The 22,097-nt window shown below is 67.7% G+C and carries 21 protein-coding genes; 4 read left to right on the top strand and 17 right to left on the bottom strand.

Annotation, left to right across the window (positions count from 1 at the left end):
* Positions 1 to 68 precede the first annotated feature (68 nt).
* The 3 genes from BLS42_RS03275 to rimP form a co-directional block, all read right to left on the bottom strand.
* Positions 69 to 530, bottom strand: coding sequence for a YlxR family protein (locus BLS42_RS03275; RefSeq protein ID WP_371129501.1), 462 nt, complete (start codon positions 528 to 530; stop codon positions 69 to 71).
* Positions 531 to 683: 153 nt separating this feature from the next.
* Entirely contained in the window at positions 684 to 1,664 is a 981-nt protein-coding gene (gene nusA / locus BLS42_RS03280) for a transcription termination factor NusA (protein WP_090576390.1), read from the bottom strand.
* Positions 1,664 to 2,281, bottom strand: a complete 618-nt coding sequence (gene rimP, locus BLS42_RS03285; RefSeq protein ID WP_090576393.1) for a ribosome maturation factor RimP — start codon at positions 2,279 to 2,281, stop codon at positions 1,664 to 1,666. The genes nusA and rimP overlap by 1 nt, the downstream gene beginning before the upstream one ends.
* An 86-nt stretch (positions 2,282 to 2,367) precedes the next feature.
* On the opposite strand from rimP, the gene BLS42_RS03290 reads away from it, so the two are divergent.
* The 3 genes from BLS42_RS03290 to BLS42_RS03300 all read left to right on the top strand — a co-directional run bounded on the left by BLS42_RS03290 (position 2,368) and on the right by BLS42_RS03300 (position 5,617).
* Positions 2,368 to 3,600 carry a ferritin-like domain-containing protein gene (locus BLS42_RS03290; protein ID WP_090576396.1) on the top strand — a complete coding sequence of 411 codons (1,233 nt, stop codon included), beginning with the start codon at positions 2,368 to 2,370 and terminating at the stop codon, positions 3,598 to 3,600.
* Positions 3,601 to 3,714: 114 nt separating this feature from the next.
* Complete coding sequence (locus BLS42_RS03295) at positions 3,715 to 4,443, top strand: VIT1/CCC1 transporter family protein (protein ID WP_090576399.1); 729 nt, start codon at positions 3,715 to 3,717, stop codon at positions 4,441 to 4,443.
* 67 nt (positions 4,444 to 4,510) lie between these two features.
* Entirely contained in the window at positions 4,511 to 5,617 is a 1,107-nt protein-coding gene (locus BLS42_RS03300; RefSeq protein ID WP_090576403.1) for an aminoglycoside phosphotransferase family protein, read from the top strand.
* Here the strand turns inward: BLS42_RS03300 and BLS42_RS03305 are convergent.
* From BLS42_RS03305 to dxr, 11 genes are all read right to left on the bottom strand, one after another.
* Entirely contained in the window at positions 5,614 to 7,011 is a 1,398-nt protein-coding gene (locus BLS42_RS03305) for a pyridoxal phosphate-dependent decarboxylase family protein (protein ID WP_090576407.1), read from the bottom strand. The two genes, BLS42_RS03300 and BLS42_RS03305, sit on opposite strands and share 4 nt — an antisense overlap.
* 55 nt (positions 7,012 to 7,066) lie before the next feature.
* Positions 7,067 to 7,861, bottom strand: coding sequence for a sulfite exporter TauE/SafE family protein (locus BLS42_RS03310; RefSeq protein ID WP_090576410.1), 795 nt, complete (start codon positions 7,859 to 7,861; stop codon positions 7,067 to 7,069).
* Positions 7,862 to 7,890: 29 nt separating this feature from the next.
* The gene (locus BLS42_RS03315) at positions 7,891 to 9,702 is read right to left on the bottom strand and encodes a proline--tRNA ligase (protein ID WP_090576413.1); all 1,812 of its coding nucleotides are present in this window, start codon (positions 9,700 to 9,702) and stop codon (positions 7,891 to 7,893) included.
* A 401-nt stretch (positions 9,703 to 10,103) separates the two neighbouring features.
* Positions 10,104 to 10,874 (bottom strand): hypothetical protein, encoded by a 771-nt coding sequence (locus tag BLS42_RS03320; RefSeq protein ID WP_090576416.1) that lies wholly within the window; start codon positions 10,872 to 10,874, stop codon positions 10,104 to 10,106.
* Between the two features lie 41 nt (positions 10,875 to 10,915).
* Complete coding sequence (locus BLS42_RS03325) at positions 10,916 to 11,803, bottom strand: GNAT family N-acetyltransferase (protein ID WP_090577080.1); 888 nt, start codon at positions 11,801 to 11,803, stop codon at positions 10,916 to 10,918.
* Entirely contained in the window at positions 11,766 to 12,932 is a 1,167-nt protein-coding gene (ispG, locus tag BLS42_RS03330) for a flavodoxin-dependent (E)-4-hydroxy-3-methylbut-2-enyl-diphosphate synthase (RefSeq protein ID WP_090576419.1), read from the bottom strand. Before ispG ends, BLS42_RS03325 begins: the two co-directional genes overlap by 38 nt.
* Before the next feature lie 46 nt (positions 12,933 to 12,978).
* Positions 12,979 to 13,269, bottom strand: coding sequence for a YciI family protein (locus tag BLS42_RS03335; RefSeq protein ID WP_090576422.1), 291 nt, complete (start codon positions 13,267 to 13,269; stop codon positions 12,979 to 12,981).
* Between the two features lie 59 nt (positions 13,270 to 13,328).
* Positions 13,329 to 13,862 carry a hypothetical protein gene (locus BLS42_RS03340; protein WP_090576425.1) on the bottom strand — a complete coding sequence of 178 codons (534 nt, stop codon included), beginning with the start codon at positions 13,860 to 13,862 and terminating at the stop codon, positions 13,329 to 13,331.
* On the bottom strand, positions 13,859 to 14,557 hold the full coding sequence (locus BLS42_RS03345) for a MarR family transcriptional regulator (protein ID WP_090576427.1): 699 nt from the start codon (positions 14,555 to 14,557) through the stop codon (positions 13,859 to 13,861). The genes BLS42_RS03340 and BLS42_RS03345 overlap by 4 nt, the downstream gene beginning before the upstream one ends.
* Before the next feature lie 124 nt (positions 14,558 to 14,681).
* On the bottom strand, positions 14,682 to 16,013 hold the full coding sequence (locus BLS42_RS03350; RefSeq protein ID WP_090576430.1) for a M50 family metallopeptidase: 1,332 nt from the start codon (positions 16,011 to 16,013) through the stop codon (positions 14,682 to 14,684).
* A 34-nt stretch (positions 16,014 to 16,047) separates the two neighbouring features.
* The gene (gene dxr / locus BLS42_RS03355) at positions 16,048 to 17,232 is read right to left on the bottom strand and encodes a 1-deoxy-D-xylulose-5-phosphate reductoisomerase (RefSeq protein WP_090576433.1); all 1,185 of its coding nucleotides are present in this window, start codon (positions 17,230 to 17,232) and stop codon (positions 16,048 to 16,050) included.
* Between the two features lie 109 nt (positions 17,233 to 17,341).
* Here dxr and BLS42_RS03360 point away from each other — a divergent pair, with 109 nt between their 5' ends.
* Complete coding sequence (locus BLS42_RS03360) at positions 17,342 to 18,826, top strand: lipase maturation factor family protein (RefSeq protein WP_090577082.1); 1,485 nt, start codon at positions 17,342 to 17,344, stop codon at positions 18,824 to 18,826.
* A gap of 119 nt (positions 18,827 to 18,945) precedes the next feature.
* Here the strand turns inward: BLS42_RS03360 and BLS42_RS03365 are convergent, their stop codons facing one another.
* From BLS42_RS03365 to BLS42_RS03375, 3 genes are read right to left on the bottom strand one after another with little or no spacing between them, the layout of a single operon-like run.
* Positions 18,946 to 20,478 carry a tripartite tricarboxylate transporter permease gene (locus tag BLS42_RS03365; RefSeq protein ID WP_090576436.1) on the bottom strand — a complete coding sequence of 511 codons (1,533 nt, stop codon included), beginning with the start codon at positions 20,476 to 20,478 and terminating at the stop codon, positions 18,946 to 18,948.
* The gene (locus BLS42_RS03370) at positions 20,471 to 21,010 is read right to left on the bottom strand and encodes a tripartite tricarboxylate transporter TctB family protein (RefSeq protein ID WP_090576439.1); all 540 of its coding nucleotides are present in this window, start codon (positions 21,008 to 21,010) and stop codon (positions 20,471 to 20,473) included. Before BLS42_RS03370 ends, BLS42_RS03365 begins: the two co-directional genes overlap by 8 nt.
* Positions 21,011 to 21,012: 2 nt before the next feature.
* Positions 21,013 to 22,032 carry a Bug family tripartite tricarboxylate transporter substrate binding protein gene (locus BLS42_RS03375; RefSeq protein WP_090576443.1) on the bottom strand — a complete coding sequence of 340 codons (1,020 nt, stop codon included), beginning with the start codon at positions 22,030 to 22,032 and terminating at the stop codon, positions 21,013 to 21,015.
* Positions 22,033 to 22,097 lie beyond the last annotated feature (65 nt).

The raw sequence follows: 22,097 nt of genomic DNA on the forward strand, positions 1-22,097 counted from the left end.
GCCCATTGCAGAGCGCAACAAAGTTGTCATCGTTGCGCACTCATCGCTGGGAACTCATCGGGTTTCCATCAGTTTTCTGACCCGCTTTCAGGTTGGACGGTTGTTGCTGCGGCCACCGGGGTGCCCACGGCTTCCGTGCCGGTAGTGATCCGGCGTTCCACGTCAGCTGTACCGGCTGCGCCCTTGAGGGCGCGACCGAACGCTCGACGTTTGACCGCCAGTGCCAGGCACTTTTCGCTGGGGTGCAGCCATGCTCCCCGGCCAGCCATCCGGCGTCGTTCATCCACCACGACGGCGGACGAACCACCGGCGCCGGCGACGAGCCGGAGTAACTCCGACCGCGACCCTTTTTGTCGGCATCCGATACAGGTGCGCTGCGGCTGATTCCCGAGGTGTTGCACATGTGCCACGTTCGAGTATCTTCCTGCCAGTACAACTGCTTGGTGAATCACCGCGTCCCGGGAATCTGAGAAAAACCCAGACGCGCCAAAGACACACGGATACCGGCCGTTAGGCGCGGTCATATCCATTCTAGCCCCTCCGGCGCCCGGGTCCCGAACCCAGACGTGCCGGTCAGCTTGGAAATCACGGCCAGCCCGTGAGAACGCACACAGGCAGCGGACCGCGACGGCGGCCCGCTGCCTGTGTTCGTGCGCCTGTTCGTGCGCTTGCGCGCTTGGGAGCTATTTGCCGCTGTTGACGGCGGCGTCGGAGACGATGTCGATGCGCCATCCCGTGAGCTTGGCGGCGAGACGGGCGTTCTGGCCCTCCTTGCCGATGGCCAGGGAGAGCTGGTAATCGGGAACGACCACCCGCGCCGAACGGGTCGCCTCATCAGTGATCGTGACCGAATTCACGCGCGACGGCGAGAGGGCGCTGGCGATGAAGGTCGCCGGATCGTCGTTGTAGTCAACGATGTCGATCTTCTCGTCGTTCAGTTCCGTCATGACCGCCCGGACACGCGAACCCATTTCACCGATGCAGGCGCCCTTGGCATTGACGCCGGGGGTGTTGGCCTTGACGGCGATCTTGGTGCGGTGGCCGGCCTCGCGGGCAAGCGCCACGATTTCGACCGAACGGTCCGCGATCTCGGGAACTTCGAGTTCGAAGAGCTTCCGGACGAGACCGGGGTGGGAGCGGGACAACGTGATGGACGGGCCCTTGGTGCCGCGGTGGACGTCGATCACGAAGGCGCGCAGCCGGTTGCCGTGGATGTACTTCTCGCCGGGAACCTGCTCGGGCGGCGGCAACAGTGCCTCCACCGTGCCCAGGTTCACCTGGATCATGTGCGGGTTGTTGCCCTGCTGGATGGTGCCAGCCACAAGCTCACCTTCGCGGCCTTTGAACTGGCCTAGCACGTTGTCGTCCTCGGCGTCCCGGAGGCGCTGCAGGATGATCTGCCGTGCGGTACTCGCCGCGATGCGTCCGAAGCCCGCGGGGGTGTCCTCGAATTCGCCGATCGGGGCGCCGTCGTCGTCGATCTCGGTGGCCCAGATGGTCACGTGGCCGCTCTTGCGGTCGAGCTCGGCCCGGGCCTTTTCGAAGGCGCCGGGGGTCTTGTGGTAAGCCACCAGCAGTGCCTGCTCGATCGTTGGAATCAGGAGATCCAGCGGGATTTCACGCTCACGCTCCAGGAGTCTCAGCGCGCTCATGTCAATATCCATTAGGCCTCCTCAGAAGGTCCATTGTGTTCTTTTTCCAGACCGGCCTCTTCGAGGTGGCTGAACTCTATCTCGACTTTTCCGCTGCGGATCCTGTCGAAAGGAAGCTTGACGGGCTCACCCTGTTTGGGCTTCATGCCCTTCTTGACGGCAATTTCCGGGACGATGGTGACGCCCCCGTCATCTACGGACTGGACCCTGCCGGTGACGTTGTCACCCTGAATCACGTTCACGTTGACCATCCGTCCGCGGGCGCGGTGCCAGTGCCGCTCTTGCGTCAGTGGGCGTCCGACGCCGGGTGAAGAGACTTCAAGCTCGTAGGGGCGCGCGTCCATGCTGGGGTCGTTGTCCAAGGTGTCCGAGAGGGTCTTGGAGATCTCGGCGATGACATCGAGCCCGACGCCCCCGGTCTCCTCCTGGGGCAGGTCCACCACTACGTGGACCACCCGGTTGGCGCCAGCGACATGGATGGATACATCCTCAAGATACAACCGGTTCGCCTGCACTGCAGGTTCCAGGAGTGCATACAGGCGCTCGGCCTCGACATTCTGAACGGGTGCGGCTTCAGCCTTCCCCGTCCCGGTCCGGTCTGATGAAGTCGTGGCTTCTGCGTTGGTCATGATGCCGGCCGCCTCCCGCTAGATAATGTTGTGTGTACTAGCCTAGCGATTTTCCGGGCGACGTGGTGCACGGAGTCCGGGCAGGCATGACAACATGGTCTGTTGTGAACGACGACACCAGGGAAAAGCGATGGCAGGACCACTTTCCCCGGTCGCTCCCCCGCTACGTGCTTCTGGTGTGCCTCGCCCTTGTGGTGGTGAGCCTGGGGGTGGTTCTGATACCAGCCAGGCCGCCGGAACCTGCGGAACCGCCCTTTTCCGAACAGGCGCGCGCTGCCGCATTGGCCGAAACCCTGCAGCTGCTGGACGCCGGCAGCCAACTGGGCACCGCGAAGCAAGACGGGCCAGAAGACAGCCCAGCGGAGAGCGCGGACCGCCCTCCGGCCGCTGCCGGGAACCCCGCCGTCAAGCGAACTGTGACGTTGCTGACAACCCAGGCGCAAGCGCTGCTCGCACCGGGAGAAAGCCCTGCAGCCGCGGCCAGCACAGCGGCCGCGGACTCCGGCCCTGCAACGCCTCCGGCCCCCGCACCCTCCTCCGCCACACCGGCTCCGTCCGTTTCCGGAGCGTCCAGTGCCGGAGCGTCAGCTTCGCCTCTGCCTTCGACCGCTGCCGGGCTCGTGGCGGCTCTCGCGAAGAGCGGAAAACAGCGCCTCGCGGACGCTGCCGTGGCCGACGGCGGCATGGCACGGCTGTTGGCTTCCGTCGGCACCGCGCAGCTGCTGCAGGCGTCCGCCCTCGCGGCCGGCACCGGGACGGCGGCGCCGGCTGCCGACGTGACCTCCCCGCATCTGTCCGGCACATGCCCGTCCCCAACTCCGACATCGCAGTCCGATGCAGGGCCGTCCGATGCAGGGCAATCCGCAGCGGGGAAGTCCGCGGCCGCATCCAGCCTCGGGGGTGCCCTGGCGGCGGTGGTCCGGACCGAAGCGCAAACCATCTACGGCTACCAGGTGGCGCTGCCCCGGCTGGGCGGCGACCAGGCGAAATCCGCGGCCGAGAAACTCGCCCGCCATGACGCGCTCCTCAGCGGCGCAGAATCCCTGAGCCGGCTGAACTGCTCCGCTGTTCCGCCGCGCGAGGCGGGCTACAAGCTGGGTCGGTCCTTCCTGGTCTCCCCCGCGGCCGGCCTCGGCAGCCTGGAAGCCACCGCGCTGCCCGCGTATGGCGACCTCGTGGCGCTGAGCGAAGGTGAGACCCGGCAGTGGGCCATTTCGGCCCTGCTCGGTGCCGGGAAGCGGGCCGTGCAGTGGGGCACGGATCCCGGCGCTCTGCCCGGTCTTGACCCCGCCACGCTGCCGTCGCAGCCGGCAGGCTGAAGGCAGGCTGAAGGCCGTCGAAGCCGGGACGCCCAGGGGCGGAGCAAGCCTCGGCTAATTTTGGTAAGCCTTGGAATACTGGCAAGGCCCCGGCCCGGGTGATTTGCTGTAGTCATGGACATGACCGGCGCCGCAACCTTTCACGAGAACGAGCCGCACCACAATGACCTCGCGCACCGCCTCAATTGGCTCCGTGCGGGCGTCCTGGGGGCCAATGACGGCATCGTCTCTGTCGCCGCGATCGTCGTCGGCGTCGCCAGCGCCACTACCGACACCGGGCCGATCCTGATCGCGGGCGCCGCGGGCGTGGTGGGCGGCGCTATTTCGATGGCGCTCGGTGAATATGTCTCGGTCAGCAGCCAGAAGGACAGCCAGCGCGCCTTGATCGAGAAGGAGCGCCTGGAACTGCAGGAACAGCCGGAGGAAGAGCTCGAGGAGCTCGCCGCGATCTACCAGGGCAAGGGCCTTAGCCCCGCGACGGCACGCACGGTGGCCAAGGAGCTCACGGCGCACGACGCCCTCGGCGCGCACCTCTCGGCCGAACTCAACATTGACGAGACCGACATCGTGAGTCCATGGCACGCGGCGTTCGCTTCCGCCATCGCGTTCCTCGCCGGTGCGGTCCTGCCCATGCTGGCCATCCTGCTGCCGCCGGAGAGCATCAGGATCCCGCTGACCTTCGTGGCCGTGCTCGTGGCGTTGGCGGTCACCGGCGCCGTGGGCGCGTGGATTGGCGGCGGCTCAAAGCTCAAGGCAGCCATCCGCGTGGTGGTTGGCGGCGCGGCGGCTCTCGTGGCCACGTTCGCGATCGGCAACGCGCTCGGCGCGAGCGGCATCGTCTAAGGCCGCAGCGCCCAACCCGGCACGTGCCAAGCCGGCAGCACGCACTCCGGCGCCTACGATAGGTCCCGTGAGCCCCATCCCAGACGTTCCCATTCCGCCCGATCTTTCCCGCCGCTACTCCCGCACGCCGGACGGACGTGCCTGGCTGGCGTCGCTTCCTGGCCTGATCGGACAATGCCTCGATCAGTGGGAGCTTCTGCCGGACTTGGAGCCGGGCGCCCTTCCCTGGAACGGTCATGGCGGCGTCGTCATCCCGGTCCGTCGCCGGGACGGGGATGGATCCGGCGGCACCGGCCCCGGCAACGGCGGTGCAGCGGTCCTGAAGGTGGCTTTCCCGCATGAGGAGGCCACTCGCGAACACCACGCCCTCACCCTGTGGGGAGGCCATGGCGCCGTCAGGCTGCTGGCCGCCGACGCCGGATCCTGCGCCCTGCTCCTGGAGCGCCTGGACGCCTACCGCTCCCTGCTGGATGTCCCCTTGGAAACGGCGGTGACGGTGTGGGGCGGCGTGGTCCGCCAGCTCAGCGTGGTCCCCGATGACCGGCCGGGGTGGCAGGAAATCGACCACGTGGCGGCCCGGGCCGAACAGTGGAGCGATGAGCTCCCCGCGACGTGGGAGCAACTGGCGCGGCCGTTCCCCCGGTGGTTGCTCGAGGCGGCGCTTGAAGTCTGCCAGACCCGCGGTGCCGTCGGCAGGCGGTCCGGCAAGGACGTTCTGGTCCACGCGGACCTGCACTACTTGAACATCCTGGCCCGGCCCGGCGTGCCGGGACCGGGCACCCGGCAGGAGGAACCGGCGGGGCTGGAGCCCTACGCTGCGATTGATCCCCAGCCCATGATCGGCGAGGCCGAATTTGCCGTGGCCCCCGTGCTGTGGAACAGGCTCCGCGAGTTGCCACAGCAAGATCCCGGACGGGCACTGCTCGCACGCTGCGGGGATTTCAGTGCGGCCGCCGGTCTGGACGCCGAGACCGCCCGGCAGTGGAGCCTGGTGCGCGAGGTGGAGAACGCCCTCGGGTATGCCTCGCTGCGACACCACGACGGCGATCTGGCCCGTTCACTGTGGGTGGCGAGCACGCTGGCCGGCCGGACTCTTCCCGGCTTGCCCGCTCCCCAGAAGCTCCCTTCGCCCGGGGAAGCAGCCGGGGAAGCAGCCTGGATGGCCGGCGGCTAGCCCCGCACGGCCGCCAGTGCGTCGCGGACGGCGTCGACGGCGATTCTGACGTCGGCGTCGTCCGTGCTCCAGTTGCTCACCGAAATCCGCAGGATATCGCGGTCCTGCCAGCGCGACCCGGACATCCAGACCCGGCCATCGCCCATCACCCGTTCCGTCACGGCGCGCGTCACGGCGTCGTCCCCGAACGCCAGGGACACCTGGGTGTAGTCGACGTCGTTGAGCACCTCGACGCCGTCCAGCGCCGCGAGCTGATCGGCCAACTGCGCGGCCCGGTGCACGAGCGTGCGGACCTGGCTGGCGACGCCGTCGCGGCCCAAGGATTTCAGCGCCGCCCACACCGGCACGCCCCGCGCGCGGCGGGAGAGCTCAGGCACTCTTTCGGACGGGTCCCCGGCCCCGTCCGCGGCCTGGATCAGGTAAACGGCGTGCAGCCCCATCGCCGAACGCAGGGCGCGGGCGTCGCGCACGATCACGATCCCGCAGTCGTAGGGGACGTTGAGGGTCTTGGGCGCATCCGTTCCCCACGAATCGGCCAGGCCGAGTCCCGCGGTCAGGGCGGACAGTTCGGGCACGGCGGCCGCCCAGAGCCCGAATGCCCCGTCCACATGCGCCTTCGCGATGGCGATGGCCTCGACTAAGGGGTCGAAGGCGCCCGAATGCAGGTTGCCGGCCTGAAGGCACACGAGGGCTGGGACCGGGCGGCCACCCTCCCCCGCGCTGAGCGCAAGGTCCAGGGCGCAATCCAGTTCCGCCGGGATGATGCGCCCTTGGCGGTCCGAGGGCACCACAGTGGGACGTCCGAGGCCCAGATAGCGCAGGCCGAGGTCGATCGTTTCGTGGCGCTCCTGCCCCACGAAGCAGCGGATCCGGGGCGCACCGGCGAGGCCGTCGCCGTCGAGGTCCCAGCCGGCATCGGCCATGAGCCGCCAGCGGGCGGCGGCGAGTCCGGTGAAGTTGGCCATGGTGGCGCCGGTGGCAAAGCCGACGTCGGACTCTTCGGGCAGACCCAACAGCTCCAGGATCCATTTGCCGGCGGCTTCCTCGATCGCGGCGGTAGCGGGCGTGGCGAAGCGCAGCCCCGTATTCTGGTCCCAGGCGCTGAGCAGCCAGTCCGCCGCCAAGGCGGCAGGCAGCGTGCCGCCGATGACCCAGCCGAAGAACCGCCCGGACGGCATGGCCATCAGCCCGGGTTCGGCCTTGGCCGCGAGATAGTCCACCACCTCCGCGGCCGGCATCCCTTCTTGGGGCAGCGGGCCGCCGAAGTCGGCCGCGAGCTCGGCCGCCGTGGCCTGCGGCCCGATGCGGCGTGTTCCCTGGCTCTCGAGCCACCGGCGCGCGTGCCCGGCCGCGGCCTCGAGGGCATCCCGGTAGCGTTCCTCACTTGCCGACATAGCTGCATGCTACGCCCGGGACCAGCGGACCGGGAGTCCTTGCGGGAGCTGCGGCCTAAGCGAAGTTGTCCTGCCAGACGTCGGAGCCGAGCTTGATGATCAGCGCGCCCACCACCACCAGGAACACGATCCGGATGAATTTGCTCCCCTGCCGGACCGCAGTGCGGGCACCGAGGTAGCCGCCGGCCATGTTCGCCATGCCCAGCAGCAGCCCGAGCCCCCACAGCACGGCGCCGTGCGGCACGAAGAACAGCAGGGCACCGGCATTGGTGGCCACGTTCACGATCTTGGCCTTGGCGCTCGCTTCCAGGAAGGCGTAGCCCATGGCCGAGACGAGGGCGATGATCAGGAACGAGCCGGTGCCGGGACCGATCAGGCCGTCATAGAAGCCGATCACGCCGCCGATCAGGCAGGCCACCACGTAGTGCCGGTGCCCCGCGTGGCGCAGTTTGGTCAGCTCACCGATGCCGGGCTGGAAGGCGGTGAAAAGCGCGACGGCGATCAGCGCCACCACGATGATCGGCTTGAAGACGCTCGCCGGCAGGTTGGCGGCCAGCGCCGCACCGCCGTAGCTGCCCGCCAACGCGATCGCCGCCATCGGCAGGGCAGTGCGCAAATCGGGCCGGACGCGGCCGTAATACGTGACCGCACTCGTGGTGGTGCCGAAGATGGAGCCCATCTTATTGGTCGCCAACGCCTGGACCGGGCTAATGCCCGGCACCAGGAGCATGGCCGGGAGCTGGATGAGCCCGCCGCCACCGACGACGGCGTCGACCCAGCCCGCGGCCAGGCCGGCCACGACGATCAGGATGACAGTTCCGAGCTGGATCGACTCGAGTCCGGAGACCATTACTTAGTACGGCCCGGGACTGTGCAGCATCAGCTGTTGCGCACGGCGTTGACTACGTAGTCAACAGCCTTGTCAACGGCTACATTCTCGGCATTGCCGCTGCGGCGGTCCTTGATCTCCACGACGCCGTCCACGAGTCCGCGCCCGACGGCGAGGATGGTGGGGACGCCGACGAGTTCGGCGTCGCCGAACTTCACGCCGGGGGAAACCTTGGGACGGTCGTCATAGATGACGTCGAGGCCGGCAGCTTCGAGCTCCAGGGAGAGTTTTTCGGCGGCGGCGAAGATTTCCTCGCCGCGGCCCACCGCCACAACGTGGACGTCGGCCGGGGCGACTGCGCGCGGCCAGACCAGGCCCTTGTCGTCGTGGTTGGACTCGGCCAGGGCTGCGACGGCGCGGGTGACGCCGACGCCGTAGGAACCCATGGTCACCACCACCTGCTTGCCGTTCTGGTCCAGGACCTTCAAGTCCAGTGCCGCGGCGTACTTCCGGCCCAGCTGGAAGATGTGGCCCATTTCGATGCCGCGGGCGGTTTCGAGCGGACCGGAACCGTCCGGAGCCTCGTCGCCGGCGCGCACGTCGGTGCACTCGATGACGCCGTCCCAGCCGAAGTCGCGTCCGGCAACGAGGCCGAAGACGTGTTTGCCGGCCTCGTTGGCGCCGGTGACCCAGGCGGAGCCGCTGACGACGCGGGGGTCCACGAGGTAGAGCATCTTTGCGGCGGCCTCGGTGCCCAGCAGGGGCGCGTTCAGGGACATGCCGGGGCCGAGGTAGCCCTTCACGATCAGGGGCTGCTTCTTGAGGTCCTCGTCGTTGGCGGCTTCGAGCGTGATTTCGCCTGCGATCGGCAGGAAGGACCCGATGTTCGCTTCGACGCGCTTGAGGTCGACGCCGCGGTCGCCGGGGAGGCCGATGACGACGAGCTGGCGTTCGCCGGTCGGCAGCGTCACGGCGAGCACGACGTTCTTGAGCGTGTCGGCGGCGGTCCAGGGGCCGCCGTCTGCCTCGGCGCGCGGGACGAGGACGTTGGCGGCGTCGACGAGCGTTTCGATGGTGGGCGTGTCCGGGGTATCACGGACTTCGGCGGCCGGTGCGTTGCTGAAGTCGATGTCCGCCGGGACCACGGTGGTGACGGCTTCGACGTTCGCCGCGTAGCCGCCGGCCGAGCGCACGAAGGTGTCCTCACCGATCTCGGTGGGGTGCAGGAATTCCTCGCTCTTGGACCCGCCCATGGCACCGGCGGTGGCAGCAACCGGAATCACCTCGAGGCCGAGGCGCTCGAAGATCTTCAGGTACGCGCCGCGGTGGGCGGCGTAGCTGTCGTCCAGTCCGGCGTCGTCGACGTCGAAGGAGTAGGAATCCTTCATGATGAATTCGCGGCCGCGCAGCAGGCCTGCCCGGGGACGCGCCTCATCGCGGTACTTGTTCTGGATCTGGTAGATGCTCAGCGGCAGGTCCTTGTACGAGGAGTACAGGTCCTTGACCAGCAGGGTGAACATTTCCTCGTGCGTGGGAGCCAGGAGGTAGTCGTTGCCTTTGCGGTCCTTGAGCCGGAAGATGCCCTCGCCGTATTCGGTCCAGCGGTTCGTGGCCTCGTAGGGCTCCTTGGGCAGCAGCGCCGGGAAGTGGACTTCCTGGGCTCCGATGGCGGTCATTTCCTCGCGGATGACCTGCTCCACCTTGCGCAGCACGCTCAGCCCCAGCGGCAGCCACGTGTAGATGCCCGGCGCGGCCCGCCGGATGTAGCCGGCCCGGACCAGGAGCCGGTGGCTGGCCACCTCGGCGTCGGCGGGATCTTCGCGCAGGGTGCGCAGGAACAGCTTGGAGAGTCGAAGGACCACAGGTGGGATATCCGTTTCTGGGGAAGTGCGGGCAAAACCGGGAAAAGCATCTAGGTACTAATCTACCGTCCGGAGCGCCCCCCTTTGCCGCGGCGGCCCCGCTGCGGCGGAGGGCAGGACATGGAAGAGCCACGCCATAACTGTGGAAGCCCCTGGCCGTTTCCGGCTGGTCATCCTGTCATGGCGTGGCTCCCGTGGCCCCAGCACCCCCAGATCTCAGGCTGCGAGCTACTTGGTGTCGTCTCCAGGCGCTGCTTTCCCCGGAAAATCCGCTGGGGAACGTTCGCGCCTATGCGACACGGCTAGCTAGAACCTATGTGACACCGGGCCGCGAAGCAAGAGTCTGCACCCAGATAATTTCGTCATGTCCTTACAAGTCCTTTGCGGGCGGCCCAGCCGGCTTACTTCCCGACGAGCGCGGCGGCCTGATCCAGCAACTTTCCCGCCCTGGACACGGCGTCGGCCTCGCTGGCGCCACCGGCCGCGCTGACGGTAAAGAGGACGCCGTTCTGCAACACCTGGCCGGTGATCGCGGACTGCATTTGGCCGTCCGGGAGGGCCGTGTCTGTCCGGTACGCGATGCTGCCCGGGGTTGAACCGAGTGCGCCCAGCTTGGTCAGCTTGACGTCCACCTTGGTGCCGCCGGTCATGACGGACAGGTTCGAGCACTTCTTGAGGTCCTCGGACTGAACGAGTCCCTGCGAGAGGACTTTGGAACCAGCTACTGACGCCAGCGAGATCCCCGTCACGGCGCCCGTTGCAGCATCCTGGGACAGCCCCGCCCCTGCCGCCAGACTTTCGGGCGAGGGCATCTGGCCTCCTAGCGCCAGCGGCGCGCACTCCGCGGGCTCCACCGAGATCGATGCCAGCGCGGATTTTGCCTGACCGATCGTTTTCTTGAGATCGGCGGTCGACATCACGGTGAGCGGCTTGCCGTGAGCGTCCTTCAACTTCGCCACAAGGGCCGTCAGTTCCTTGCTGGTGTAGGCCCTGGCCTGCGTCTGGGTGGGTGCCGGCGTCGCGGTCGCGCTGGAAACCGGAGTCGCAACCGGCGCCGCCGGACTCTTGGCTGTGTCCGGTGAGCCGGCCGAGTTGCCGCACGCGGACAGCCCGACGGCGCCCCAGATGAGTAGAACCGAGGCTCCGGCAATGCGCAGCGCTGACGTCTTCATGTTTCCCCCAAAAAACCAGAAAGGTAGCCGGCAGCCGCCTGCTAGAAGAGCACTGTAGCGAACGTGCCCACCTGGCGGAAGCCGACTCGCTCGTAGGTGGCGCGGGCCTTGGTGTTGAAGTCGTTGACGTACAGGCTGGTGACCGGCGCCAGGGTCTGGGCGAGGTCGACGACGGCGGCCATGTAGCCCGCGCTCAGTCCCAGGCCGCGGAACTCAGGATTCATCCAGACGCCCTGGACCTGGGTCACTTCCTGCGTGACGGCGCCCAGTTCGGCTTTGAAGACCACTTGGCCGTCCGCGTTCACGTGCACGAGGGAATGGCCCTGGCGGACGAGGTTCCTGACGCGGCGGCTGTAATACTCCCTGCCGCCAAGGTAGGGCGAATAGCCCACCTCTTCCTCGAACATGGCGGCGCACGCGGGCAGGATCTTCTCGAAGTCAGCCAGTTGGCCAAAGCCCAGTGCGGGCTCGGGCAGGACAGCGGGCGGGCCCGAGATCGTCAGCAGGGGCTGGTGGTCCCGGACTTCATGGGCCACCTGGCCGAGCTGTTCCAGGGCCGAGTAGATGGCCAGGACAGTCTCGGCGGGGCCAAAGATCGAGGCGTAGCGGCGCCCCGAGCGGTGTGCGGCCATGGCAACGAGGCCTGCGAGGTCGGGGGCCAGCTCGATCGGCACCAGGTTGGCACCGGCCCAGCAGGCGCCGAGGAGGGTGTCGCCGTCGAACACGCCAAGAATGCTGGCGCCCCCGGCCGTGGGTGCCGCCGTGCCGGCGGCCTCCAGATGCGAGAGGATGAAGACATTGGCCACGGCATCCCGGTGCGCCAGCGCCAGCAGTTGTCCGGTGTCGGCGCCACCTAGGACCCGGACAACGACGCCCGGAGCGGCGTCGTCCTTACGAGACGCTAACCACGGGGCTACCCTTGACAGCATCTTCGCCATCGGCGTCCCCCATCTCTTCCGCGATACGCATGGCTTCTTCGATCAGTGTCTCAACAATCTGATCCTCCGGGACAGTTTTGATGACCTCGCCCCTGACAAAGATCTGGCCCTTGCCGTTACCCGAGGCAACCCCGAGATCGGCCTCGCGGGCCTCGCCGGGGCCATTCACTACGCAGCCCATGACTGCCACCCGCAGCGGGATCTCCATGCCTTCCAGGCCCGCAGTGACCTGCTCGGCCAGCGTGTAGACGTCCACCTGGGCGCGGCCGCAGGACGGGCACGAGACGATTTCGAGCTTGCGGGGGCGCAGGTTGAGCGACTGCAGAATCTGGTTGCCGACCTTGATCTCCTCGACCGGCGGGGCCGAGAGGGAGACGCGGATGGTGTCACCGATCCCACGGGAGAGCAGGGCGCCAAACGCCGTCGCGGACTTGATGGTGCCCTGGAATGCCGGTCCGGCCTCGGTGACGCCGAGGTGCAGGGGCCAGTCGCCCTTTTCGGCCAGCATCTCGTAGGCGGCAACCATGATGACCGGGTCATTGTGCTTGACGGAGATCTTGAAGTCGTGGAAACCGTGCTCTTCAAAGAGCGACGCTTCCCAGACGGCGGATTCCACGAGGGCTTCCGGGGTGGCCTTGCCGTATTTCTTCAAGATGCCGGGCTCCAGGGAGCCGGCGTTGACGCCGATCCGGATCGAGGTGCCATGGTCCTTTGCGGCCCGGGCGATTTCCTTGACCTGGTCATCGAACTTGCGGATGTTGCCCGGGTTCACGCGCACGGCGGCACAGCCGGCCTCAATCGCGGCGAAGACGTACTTCGGCTGGAAGTGGATGTCTGCGATCACCGGGATCTGGGACTTCTTGGCGATGATCGGCAACGCCTCGGCGTCATCGGCGGAAGGGCAGGCGACACGCACGATGTCGCAGCCTGAAGCCGTGAGCTCCGCGATCTGCTGCAAGGTGGCATTGATGTCGGTGGTCGGCGTCGTGGTCATGGACTGGACGCTGATGGGCGAATCGGAGCCGACGCCCACGGATCCCACCTTGATCTGGCGCGTCTTCCGGCGGGGGGCAAGGACGGGGGGCGGTGCTGACGGCATTCCCAGGCTGACCGAGGTCACATGGACTCCCTTTTAGTATCGATGAAGCGAAGGTGGGCGGGACGGGCTAGGCGTGCTCGGCCAGAAGACCGGTCAGCGGCGCCCACACAGTGGTGCGCGTGCCCGAGATGGCACCGGCGGCCGCGAAGGGGTCCTGCCCCAGGAGGTCGTTCAAGGCCGCCTCATCGGCCGCCTTGAAGATGAGCAGCGCGCCCGCACCGTCGCCGTAGGGGCCGCTGGCCAGCAGGGCGCCCTCGCGGGCAAGTCCCGATGTCCATTCGCGGTGCGCCGGGCGGCTGGCATCGCGGACCTCGGAAGATTCGGCGTCGTACACGTACTCCACAGCAAAAACAGTCATATGGATACACTATCGCCCTGTTTGCCCGGTTCCCATCCGGGGGGTGCCGGGGCAGGCGGTCAGCCGAGGAAGAGGACCTTGGCCAGGGCGGCGACGCCGGCTGCCCAGAGCATGGAGGTGAGGGTTCCGATGATGAACCGCTCGGCGGCAACCGGGGTGGCTTTCAACTCGGCAAACCGGCCGAGGCCCTTGATCGCCACGACATAGGCGATTGCGACGGGCTGGCCGGCGAGGATTGCCAGGCACACGGCGAACCGTTCCAGGATGCCGATAATGGCGCCGCCGCGCAGGATGCGCACGCTACTGACGGTGTCGTCGGGCGCAGGGGCGCCCGGTGAGGCCGGAGCGGCGCCCGGCGAGACCTGCGCGGCGTCCGGTCCGGCCTCAAGGGGCGCCTGGATTTCGGGGTCCGTGGTGGAGTCGGCAGAGGGGTCTTCAGCCGCGTCCCCGCCGGGAGTGCGCGCCGCGCCGGCAGCGCCGCCGGCGTCGGCCCGGTCATCGATGGTCCGGGCGAGACGGAACACCCATGCGGTGACCGGCCAGCCGGCGAAGCCTGCGGTGAGCAGGGCCAGCATGATCCAGAGGGCGTTCACTTTTCTCCTTCTACGGTGTCGTGGGCGAGGGCCAGCAACATTTCTGCCGCCGGCCTCGCCGCCCATTCTTCCTGCCAGCCCGAGCGCAGGACTGCGCGGCTCACCGACTGTTCCGTGATTCCGAGTTTCTGCGCCGCAATTTTTTGGGTGCCATGAGTGCCGTGGGTGTCGTGCCGCACCGAGCGCAGCACGTCCACCACCTTCCATTGCGCCGCGGTCCGGTCCTGGACCAGGCGACCAATGAGTCGGAGCACCGCCTCGGCATTGGCGCAGGCCTTCGCCCCCTGGGACCCGCTTGCGCCGTCAGCGGCCGCCGCTGCGCTTACCGTTGCACTTGCCCGGCGGCGGCCGCGGCCGGCGACCACGGCGAGCGGTACGTGGGCGGCCGCCCCTTTGGCCCGGTCAACGGCGGCCCGGGCTGCCACGAAGGCAGGACCGGAGCCTTCCCGCGGGCTGTCCGGCAGCGGCTGGTCCACCTCCCCCACCCCGATTCCGACGTACCAGCGGCCGGTGCGCAGCGCATGCAGGGCGATCTCCACAACCTCATCCGCCCGTTCCACCACGCCCTGGACCTCGTCTCCCACCGAACGCTCAAAGCGCCCGGCAGTGGAGAGTGCACTGAGTTCCTTGAGGAGCCCGGGAACGCGGTCGACGTCGCCCGTGCTGCCGCGCTGGTCGATAGTCATGACGTACATGACTCCAGCCTAGGGAGGTGATTGACAATAATCAACCACTTCCAACTGATTAGTTAAAATCAGCTGAAATAAGCTTAGAAGTGAAAGTCGGTCGAATTTGACTGAGACGACAGGCGCGGATCCCTTATCCGAAGAGGTTGACCGGCTTGACGATGTCCGCGTAGATCAGCAACGCTCCCATACCCATCAGCAGCACGGCCACCACATACGTCACCGGAAGCAACTTGGCGATATCGAAGGCTCCGGGATCCGGGCGGCCGAACAGCTTGGCGATCTGGCGGCGGGCCCCCTCGTACAGCGCGCCCGCCACGTGGCCACCGTCGAGCGGCAGCAGCGGAATGAGGTTGAAGACGGCCAGGGCGAAGTTCAGTCCGGCCAGCAAACCAATCAGCGCGGCGAAGCGGGACTGCAGCGGGACCTCCTCCATGGCGGCGACCTCACCGGCCACGCGGCCCACGCCCACGACGCTGATGGGACCATTCGGGTCCCGGGGTTCCTCGCTGAAGGCTGCCTTGGCCACGCCGGCCACGCGGGCCGGCAGGTTCACCACAACCCCGGCAACCTGCTTGATGTTCTCCCCCGCCATCGGCAGCACGGACGACGCCGGCTGCTGCACGAGTGCAGTCTGGGCGCCGATGCCCAGGAAGCCGACGTCCTGGTACTGGAGGCTTCCGTCGGCGGCCTTGGCCTGACGGCCGTCGGGACCGATCACCGGGCGGGCGGAGAGCACGGGCGTGACGGTGGTGGACACCGTGGCGCCGTCGCGCTCCACGGTGATGCTGACCTGCTTGTCCGCCGAGGCGCGGATCCAGCCGGTGAGTTCATCCCAACTGGTGACGGCCTTGCCGTCGAAGGAGGTAATGGTGTCGTTCGGCAACAGGCCCGCGGCCGCGGCGGGCGTGAGCTTGCAGTCGGCGGAGTTGGGGTCCACGGTTTCGCCGGCTTTGACCTGGCACTTGGAGACGTCCGCGATGGTGGTGGTCTGGGTGGCGGTGCCGAATCCCATCAACAGCACCGCGGTCAACACGACGCCGATCAGCAGGTTCATCGCGGGCCCGCCGAGCATGATGATGACCTTTTTCCAGACCGGCAGCCGGTAGAAGACCCGGTTTTCGTCGCCGGGCCCGATTTCCTCGTGGGCCAGGGAGCGGGCGTCGGATGCCAGCGACTGGAACATGCCGGTGCTGGACGTGCGGACGGTGCCGTCTTCCTGGTTCGGCGGGTACATCCCGATCATGGACACGTAGCCGCCCAGCGGGATGCCCTTGAGGCCGTACTCGGTTTCGCCCCGCTTCTTCGACCAGACGGTGGGTCCGAAACCGATCATGTACTTGGTGACGCGGACTTTGAACAGCTTGGCCGGGAGCAGGTGCCCGACTTCATGCAGGGCAATGGACACGGCGATGCCCATCGCCACGAAGACGACACCGAGGATAAAGAGGAGGACGGGGCTCATGCTGTGATCTGCTGCTTCCTGAAAACTGGCAAAACTATACGCTTCTGACGGCTAAACGTTCGTGGGTGCGGGCGCGTGCCCATCTTTCAGCATCCAGCACAGACTCCAGCGTCAGCCCGGAGGATCCTGTGTGTTCGCTGAGGACGGCGTCAATCGTGTCGACGATGTCGGTGAACCGGATTTGCCCGGCGTGGAAGGCCATCACCGCTTCCTCGTTCGCGGCATTGAACACGGCAGGGAAGGTGCTGCCCTGCCGGGCGGCGGCCTTCGCGAGGGCGACGGCGGGGAAGGCCGCGGTGTCCAGCGGCTCGAACGTCCAACTGGTGGCCTTGCTCCAGTCGCAGGCGCTGGCGGATCCGGGGACGCGGTCCGGCCAGCCAAGACCGAGGGCAATGGGCAGGCGCATGTCCGGCGGCGAGGCCTGGGCGATCGTGGAGCCGTCGACGAACTGGACCATGGAGTGCACCACGGACTGCGGGTGGACCACGACGTCGATCCTCTCCAGCGGGATGTCGAAGAGCAGGTGCGCCTCGATCACCTCCAGGCCCTTGTTGACCAGGCTGGCGGAGTTGGTGGTAACCATGAGGCCCATGTCCCACGTGGGGTGGGCGAGGGCGTCCTGCGGCGAGACGTCATGCAGCTCGTCCCGGGTCTTGCCGCGGAACGGGCCGCCCGATGCCGTCAGGATCAGCCGGTCCACTTCCGCGGCGGAGCCGGAGCGCAAACATTGGGCAATGGCCGAATGCTCCGAATCCACGGGCACGATCTGCCCTTCGCGGGCAGCGGCCTTGACCAGGGCACCGCCGACGATCAGGGACTCCTTGTTGGCCAGTGCCAGCGTGGCACCGGAGCGGAGCGCGGCCAGGGTGGGGGCAAGCCCGATCGAGCCGGTGATGCCGTTGAGGACGACGTCGGCGCTGATTTCCGCGATCCGGGTGGAGGCATCCGGGCCGGTGACGATCTCGGGGCTGTACCCGATGAGTCCTGCCGCGCGGGCGGCGTCGGCGATCAGGTCCCGGAGGGCGGAGGCATCCCCGGACGCGACACCGACGGCCTGGGCGCGGGTGTGGACGGCTTGCCGGGCAAGGAGTTCGAGGTTGCCACCGCCGGCGCTGAGCGCCACCACCTCAAAAAGGTGCGGGGCGCCGTCGACGACGTCAATCGCCTGCGTGCCGATGGACCCGGTGGACCCGAGGAGGACGATTTTGCGCGGCTGCATGCAACAAGTATCCCGCACTCCGTTCTGTGCTCGGGTTGCCCCGTTTCCGCGCGCCGGCGGGTCGCCGCCACTCGTTGACGCAGCAGAGCGGAGGCGTAACGTGGAAAACGTGGAGTGGACCGCTTGGTTCGACGCGCCGGAGTACGAGTTCGCCCGGCAGGTGCTGCAGCGCAGCATCGCCACCCTTTACCTCGTGGCCTTCCTCTCCTCGCGTAACCAGTTCCCGGCGCTCCTCGGCGAGCGCGGCCTGTTGCCGGTGCCGGAGTATCTCGAGTGGTTCAACCGGCTGGGCCGGCCCAGCCTGTTCCGCTGGCGCTACTCGGACCGGCTGCTGCGGACAGTCTGCTGGAGCGGGATGGCCGTTGCCGCCACGCTCATGGCCGGGCTTCCCCAGCTCGGGCCGCCGTGGGTTCCGCTGCTCGCGTTCCTGACCCTGTGGCTGTTGTACATGTCGATCGTGAACGTGGGGCAGACGTTTTACGGGTTCGGCTGGGAGATGCTGCTGCTGGAGGCCGGGTTCACGGTGGCCTTCCTCGGCTCCGACCAGACTCCCCCGCCCAGGCCCATCCTGATCCTGCTGGTCTGGCTGGTGTTCCGGCTGGAGTTCGGCGCCGGCCTGATCAAGATCCGGGGCGGCCAGGAGTGGCGGGACCTGACGGCCCTCTACTACCACCACGAGACCCAGCCGATGCCGGGGCCGCTGAGCCGGCAGGCCCACCTGCTCCCCAAGGCCTGGCACCGGCTGGAGGTCCTGGGGAACCACTTCGCCCAACTGGTGGTGCCGTTCTTCCTCTTTGCCCCGCAGCCCCTGGCCAGCGCCGCCGCCGGGATCGTCATCTTCACCCAGCTGTGGCTGGTGGCGAGCGGAAATTTCGCCTGGCTGAACTGGATGGCGATCATCCTGGCGTTCGCGGCGGTCAGCGATCCCGTGGCCCACGCCGTGTTTCCGGCGATCCCGCTCGACTGGAACGCCCCGGCGTCAGCAGCAGGAGCAGCGGCCGGAGCCTCGGCCGGCAGCCAGGCGCCGGTCCCGTGGCTCGTGGTGGTCCTGGTCGCCACCGTGCTGCTGGTGGTGCTCAGCTACCGGCCCATCGAGAATCTTTTCTCCCACCATCAGCTGATGAACGCCTCCTTCAACCGCTGGCAGCTTGTGAACACCTACGGCGCGTTCGGCACGGTCACGAAGCGGCGGATCGAGATCGTGGTGGAGGGGACCCTCGACGCGGAACCCGGGGACGACGCGGACTGGCGGGAGTATGGATTCAAGGGTAAGCCGGGAGACGTCCGGCGCATCCCGCGCCAGTACGCCCCGTACCACCTGCGGCTTGACTGGCTGATGTGGTTCCTGCCGCTGCGTACCGTGCACGAAGAGTGGTTTTACGCGTTCCTGGCCAAGCTGCTGGCGGCGGACCGGCCCACGCTGCGACTGCTGCGCCATGATCCGTTCGACGGCGAACGGCCCCACTGGGTGCGTGCCAGCAGCTACCTCTACCGTTTCTCCACCCGGGCCGAGTTCCGCGCGACGGGCCAGCGCTGGATCCGGACCCCGCTGTCTGTTGCCATCCCGCCGTCGCGCCTGCCGCCGGGGGCTTGAATCCGTTTTCCGGGCGGCCCAGCGCCGGCCTGTGCGATCTCGTGCGGCCGTTGGACGCAGATGGCCGGAATGGGGTCACCATTCCGGCCATCTGCGGCAAGTCAGTGGAACGTTCGCGCCTAGACAGACACCTGCTCCCGCACCGGCGCAGCCTCCACCGCTGCCTGGCGGCGGCGCAGCCACCACGAGGCGGCGAAGATCAGCGCCATGGAGACGTACACCACCAGGGCGAACGGCGAGGAGAACAGTGCCGTGGGGTCGTTCTGCGAGAGCTGCAGCGAGCGGCGCAACTGCACCTCGAACATCGGTCCCAGGATCATCGCCACCACCATGGGCGCCACGGGGTAGCCGTAGCGGCGCATGAAGTAGCCCAGGATGCCCACCACCAGCAGGATTCCGACGTCGCTCGGCGAGAAGTTCACCGAGAACGCTCCGAGGGCGGCGAAGACCAGGATGCCGGCGTAGAGGTAGGGCCGTGGGATCTGCAGGATCTTCACCCACAGGCCCACCAGCGGCAGGTTCAGTACCAGCAGCATGAGGTTGCCGACATACAGCGACGCGATCAGGGTCCAGACAAGCGCCCCCTGGTTTTCGAACAGGAGCGGGCCGGGCTGGATCTGGTAGCGCTGGAACGCCGTGAGCATCATGGCCGCCGTCGCCGTCGTCGGGATGCCCAGGGTCAGCAACGGCACCAGCACACCGGCGGCCGCCGCGTTGTTGGCCGCTTCCGGTCCCGCGACGCCCTCGATCGCGCCCTTGCCGAACTGGGCCTTGTTGGCGCCCTTGGCCAGCTTCCGCTCGGCCGCGTAGGACAGGAACGTGGAGACGTCCGCGCCGCCTGCCGGGACGGTGCCGATCGGGAACCCGATGAAGGTTCCACGCAGCCACGGCTTCCAGGACCGCTTCCAGTCCTCCTTGGACAGCCAGGCGTTTTTGCCCTTGCTGACCGGGATGAGCTCCACGGGGCCGTGCCGCAGCTTGGAAGCGACGTAAAGCGCCTCACCGAGCGCAAAGAGGCCCACGGCCACGAGGACCATGTCCACACCGTCCACCAGGGTGGGGTTATCGAACGTGAAGCGCTGCTGGGCCGTGCTGTCATCGATGCCGATCAGGCCGATGAACAGCCCGAGGGCAAGGGAGGCCAGGCCACGCAGGACGGAGGCGCCCAGCAGCGCTCCGACAGTCAGGAAGGCCACCACCATGAGGGCCACGTAGTCCACGGGGCCGAGGCCGACGGCGAAATCGGCCACGACGGGCGCCAGGAAGGTCAGCAGGACCGTGGCGATGGTGCCGGCGATGAAGGATCCGATTGCCGCCGTCGCCAGGGCCGCCGCTCCCCTGCCGGCCTTGGCCATCTTGTTGCCTTCGAGCGCCGTGACGATCGAGGAGGATTCGCCCGGCGTGTTCAGCAGGATGGAGGTGGTGGAACCGCCGTACATGCCGCCGTAGTAGATCCCGGCGAACACGATCAGCGCCGCGGCAGGGTCCAGCGCATAGGTGATGGGCATGAGCAGGGCCACGGTCATGGCCGGGCCAATGCCGGGCAGCACGCCCACGGCGGTGCCGACGAAGACCCCGCCCAGGGCGTAGAGCAGGTAGACGGGCTGCAGCGCGGTGGAGAACCCTTCGAGCAGGAGCATGAAGCTATCCATGGAAGAAGGCCACCCCCTCCAGCAGCGGCCCCGGCGGCAGGGACACGCCCAGCAGCCCGCCGAAGACGTACTGCAGCACCAGCGCCAAGACCACCGACACGGTGATCACCTTCCAGAGGGGTTTGGCGTCCAGGGACCAAGCGGCACCGCTGAAGAGCACAGCCGCTGCCACCGGCCAGCCGGCCGGCTCGATCAGGAAGATGTGCAGCACCACGAAGCCCACCAGCTTGGCGAGGGCCACCCAGTCGGTCTTGGCGGTCACGTCCAGGTCTTCGCTGTCCTCGGCCTGCCCGACCTTGCCGCGGAGGACCTGCAGGACCACCCCGGCGCCGCACAGCACCAGCATGCCGCACACAATGTAGGGGAAGGCGCGCGGGCCGATGCCGGTCTCCGACGGCGGGATCGGAATGGATCCCGCCGTCACCAGGCCCGCGACGCCCACGCTGACGAACACGAGGGCGAACAGGATCTCCCCCGTCGGCCGTTTGGCGGGCGTTGCTACGGGTGGGGACTCTGATACGAGGGAAGACACTGTTACTTGACCAGGCCGATCTGGGTCAGGGTGGTCTTGACCTTGGCGATGTCTTCGGTCAGGAAGGTCTTGAAACCGTCACCGGCCAGGAAGGCGTCGTCCCAGTTGTTCTTGGTCAGCGTGGACTTCCAGGCCTCGGAGGCGTGCAGCTTGGTGACGACGTCGGTCAGCTTCGCGCGCTGGGCGTCGTCGATGGAGCCCGGCGCCACCACGCCGCGCCAGTTGGTCAGCACGACGTCGATCCCCTGGTCCTTGAGCGGCTTGATGCCGGGAAGCGCCGGGGCCTCGACCTTTCCGGAGACGGCCAGGGCCCGGACCTTGCCGGCCTTGACCTGTTCGGCGTACTCGCCCACGCCGGAGATGCCGGCCTGGACTTTGTTGCCGAGCAGTGCGGCGATGGATTCGCCGCCGCCGGAGTAGCCGATGTAGTTCAGCTTGTCCGCCTCCACGCCCTGGGATTTCAGGATCTGCCCGGCCAGGATGTGGTCCGCGCCGCCGGCCGAGCCACCGGTGATGGCCACGCCCTTGCCGTTGGCCTTGATGTCCGCCACGAGGTCGGCGACGGACTGGTACTTCGACGACGCCGGCACCACGATGACCAGCGGCTCTTCGGTGAGCCGGGCGATCGGTGTGGTGTCTTCGAGCCGTGTCTTGGCGCCGTTGGTCTCGACTGCGCCCACCATGACGTAGCCCATCACCATGAGGGTGTTGACGTCCTTCTCGGTGGCAAGCTTGGCAAGCCCGTTGGTCCCGCCGCCGCCGCCGATGTTGGTGACCTGGGCGGAGGAGACGAGCTTGTTGGACTGCAGGTCCTGCTGCATGGCCCGTCCGGTCTGGTCCCAGCCGCCGCCCGGGTTGGCCGGGACAATGATGCTGAGCTTCTTGATCGAGTCGCCGCCCGCGGACGCGCCGGTTCCGCTTCCTGCGCAGGCGGACATGGCCAGAACAACTCCGGCGGCTCCGGCAATGAGGGCGGCGCGGCGGGTGTGGGTGGGCCGCGTGAAAAAGTTCTGCGAAGTCATGGTTTCTCCTTGAGCGAATGTGATGCACATCATTGGAATCACGTCACTGACCCTAGGAGCGCCCG

Origin of the sequence: Arthrobacter sp. ov407, assembly GCF_900102895.1 — a bacterium.
Lineage (GTDB): Bacteria > Actinomycetota > Actinomycetes > Actinomycetales > Micrococcaceae > Arthrobacter.

Excerpts from the sequence above, each read along its gene's own strand:
- BLS42_RS03275 (WP_371129501.1), bottom strand. The coding sequence starts at position 530 with ATGGATATGACCGCGCCTAACGGCCGGTATCCGTGTGTCTTTGGCGCG.
- nusA (WP_090576390.1), bottom strand. The coding sequence starts at position 1,664 with ATGGATATTGACATGAGCGCGCTGAGACTCCTGGAGCGTGAGCGTGAA.
- rimP (WP_090576393.1), bottom strand. The coding sequence starts at position 2,281 with ATGACCAACGCAGAAGCCACGACTTCATCAGACCGGACCGGGACGGGG.
- BLS42_RS03290 (WP_090576396.1), top strand. The coding sequence starts at position 2,368 with ATGACAACATGGTCTGTTGTGAACGACGACACCAGGGAAAAGCGATGG.
- BLS42_RS03295 (WP_090576399.1), top strand. The coding sequence starts at position 3,715 with ATGGACATGACCGGCGCCGCAACCTTTCACGAGAACGAGCCGCACCAC.
- BLS42_RS03305 (WP_090576407.1), bottom strand. The coding sequence starts at position 7,011 with ATGTCGGCAAGTGAGGAACGCTACCGGGATGCCCTCGAGGCCGCGGCC.
- BLS42_RS03310 (WP_090576410.1), bottom strand. The coding sequence starts at position 7,861 with ATGGTCTCCGGACTCGAGTCGATCCAGCTCGGAACTGTCATCCTGATC.
- BLS42_RS03320 (WP_090576416.1), bottom strand. The coding sequence starts at position 10,874 with ATGAAGACGTCAGCGCTGCGCATTGCCGGAGCCTCGGTTCTACTCATC.
- BLS42_RS03325 (WP_090577080.1), bottom strand. The coding sequence starts at position 11,803 with ATGCTGTCAAGGGTAGCCCCGTGGTTAGCGTCTCGTAAGGACGACGCC.
- BLS42_RS03335 (WP_090576422.1), bottom strand. The coding sequence starts at position 13,269 with ATGACTGTTTTTGCTGTGGAGTACGTGTACGACGCCGAATCTTCCGAG.
- BLS42_RS03345 (WP_090576427.1), bottom strand. The coding sequence starts at position 14,557 with ATGTACGTCATGACTATCGACCAGCGCGGCAGCACGGGCGACGTCGAC.
- BLS42_RS03350 (WP_090576430.1), bottom strand. The coding sequence starts at position 16,013 with ATGAGCCCCGTCCTCCTCTTTATCCTCGGTGTCGTCTTCGTGGCGATG.
- dxr (WP_090576433.1), bottom strand. The coding sequence starts at position 17,232 with ATGCAGCCGCGCAAAATCGTCCTCCTCGGGTCCACCGGGTCCATCGGC.
- BLS42_RS03365 (WP_090576436.1), bottom strand. The coding sequence starts at position 20,478 with ATGGATAGCTTCATGCTCCTGCTCGAAGGGTTCTCCACCGCGCTGCAG.
- BLS42_RS03375 (WP_090576443.1), bottom strand. The coding sequence starts at position 22,032 with ATGACTTCGCAGAACTTTTTCACGCGGCCCACCCACACCCGCCGCGCC.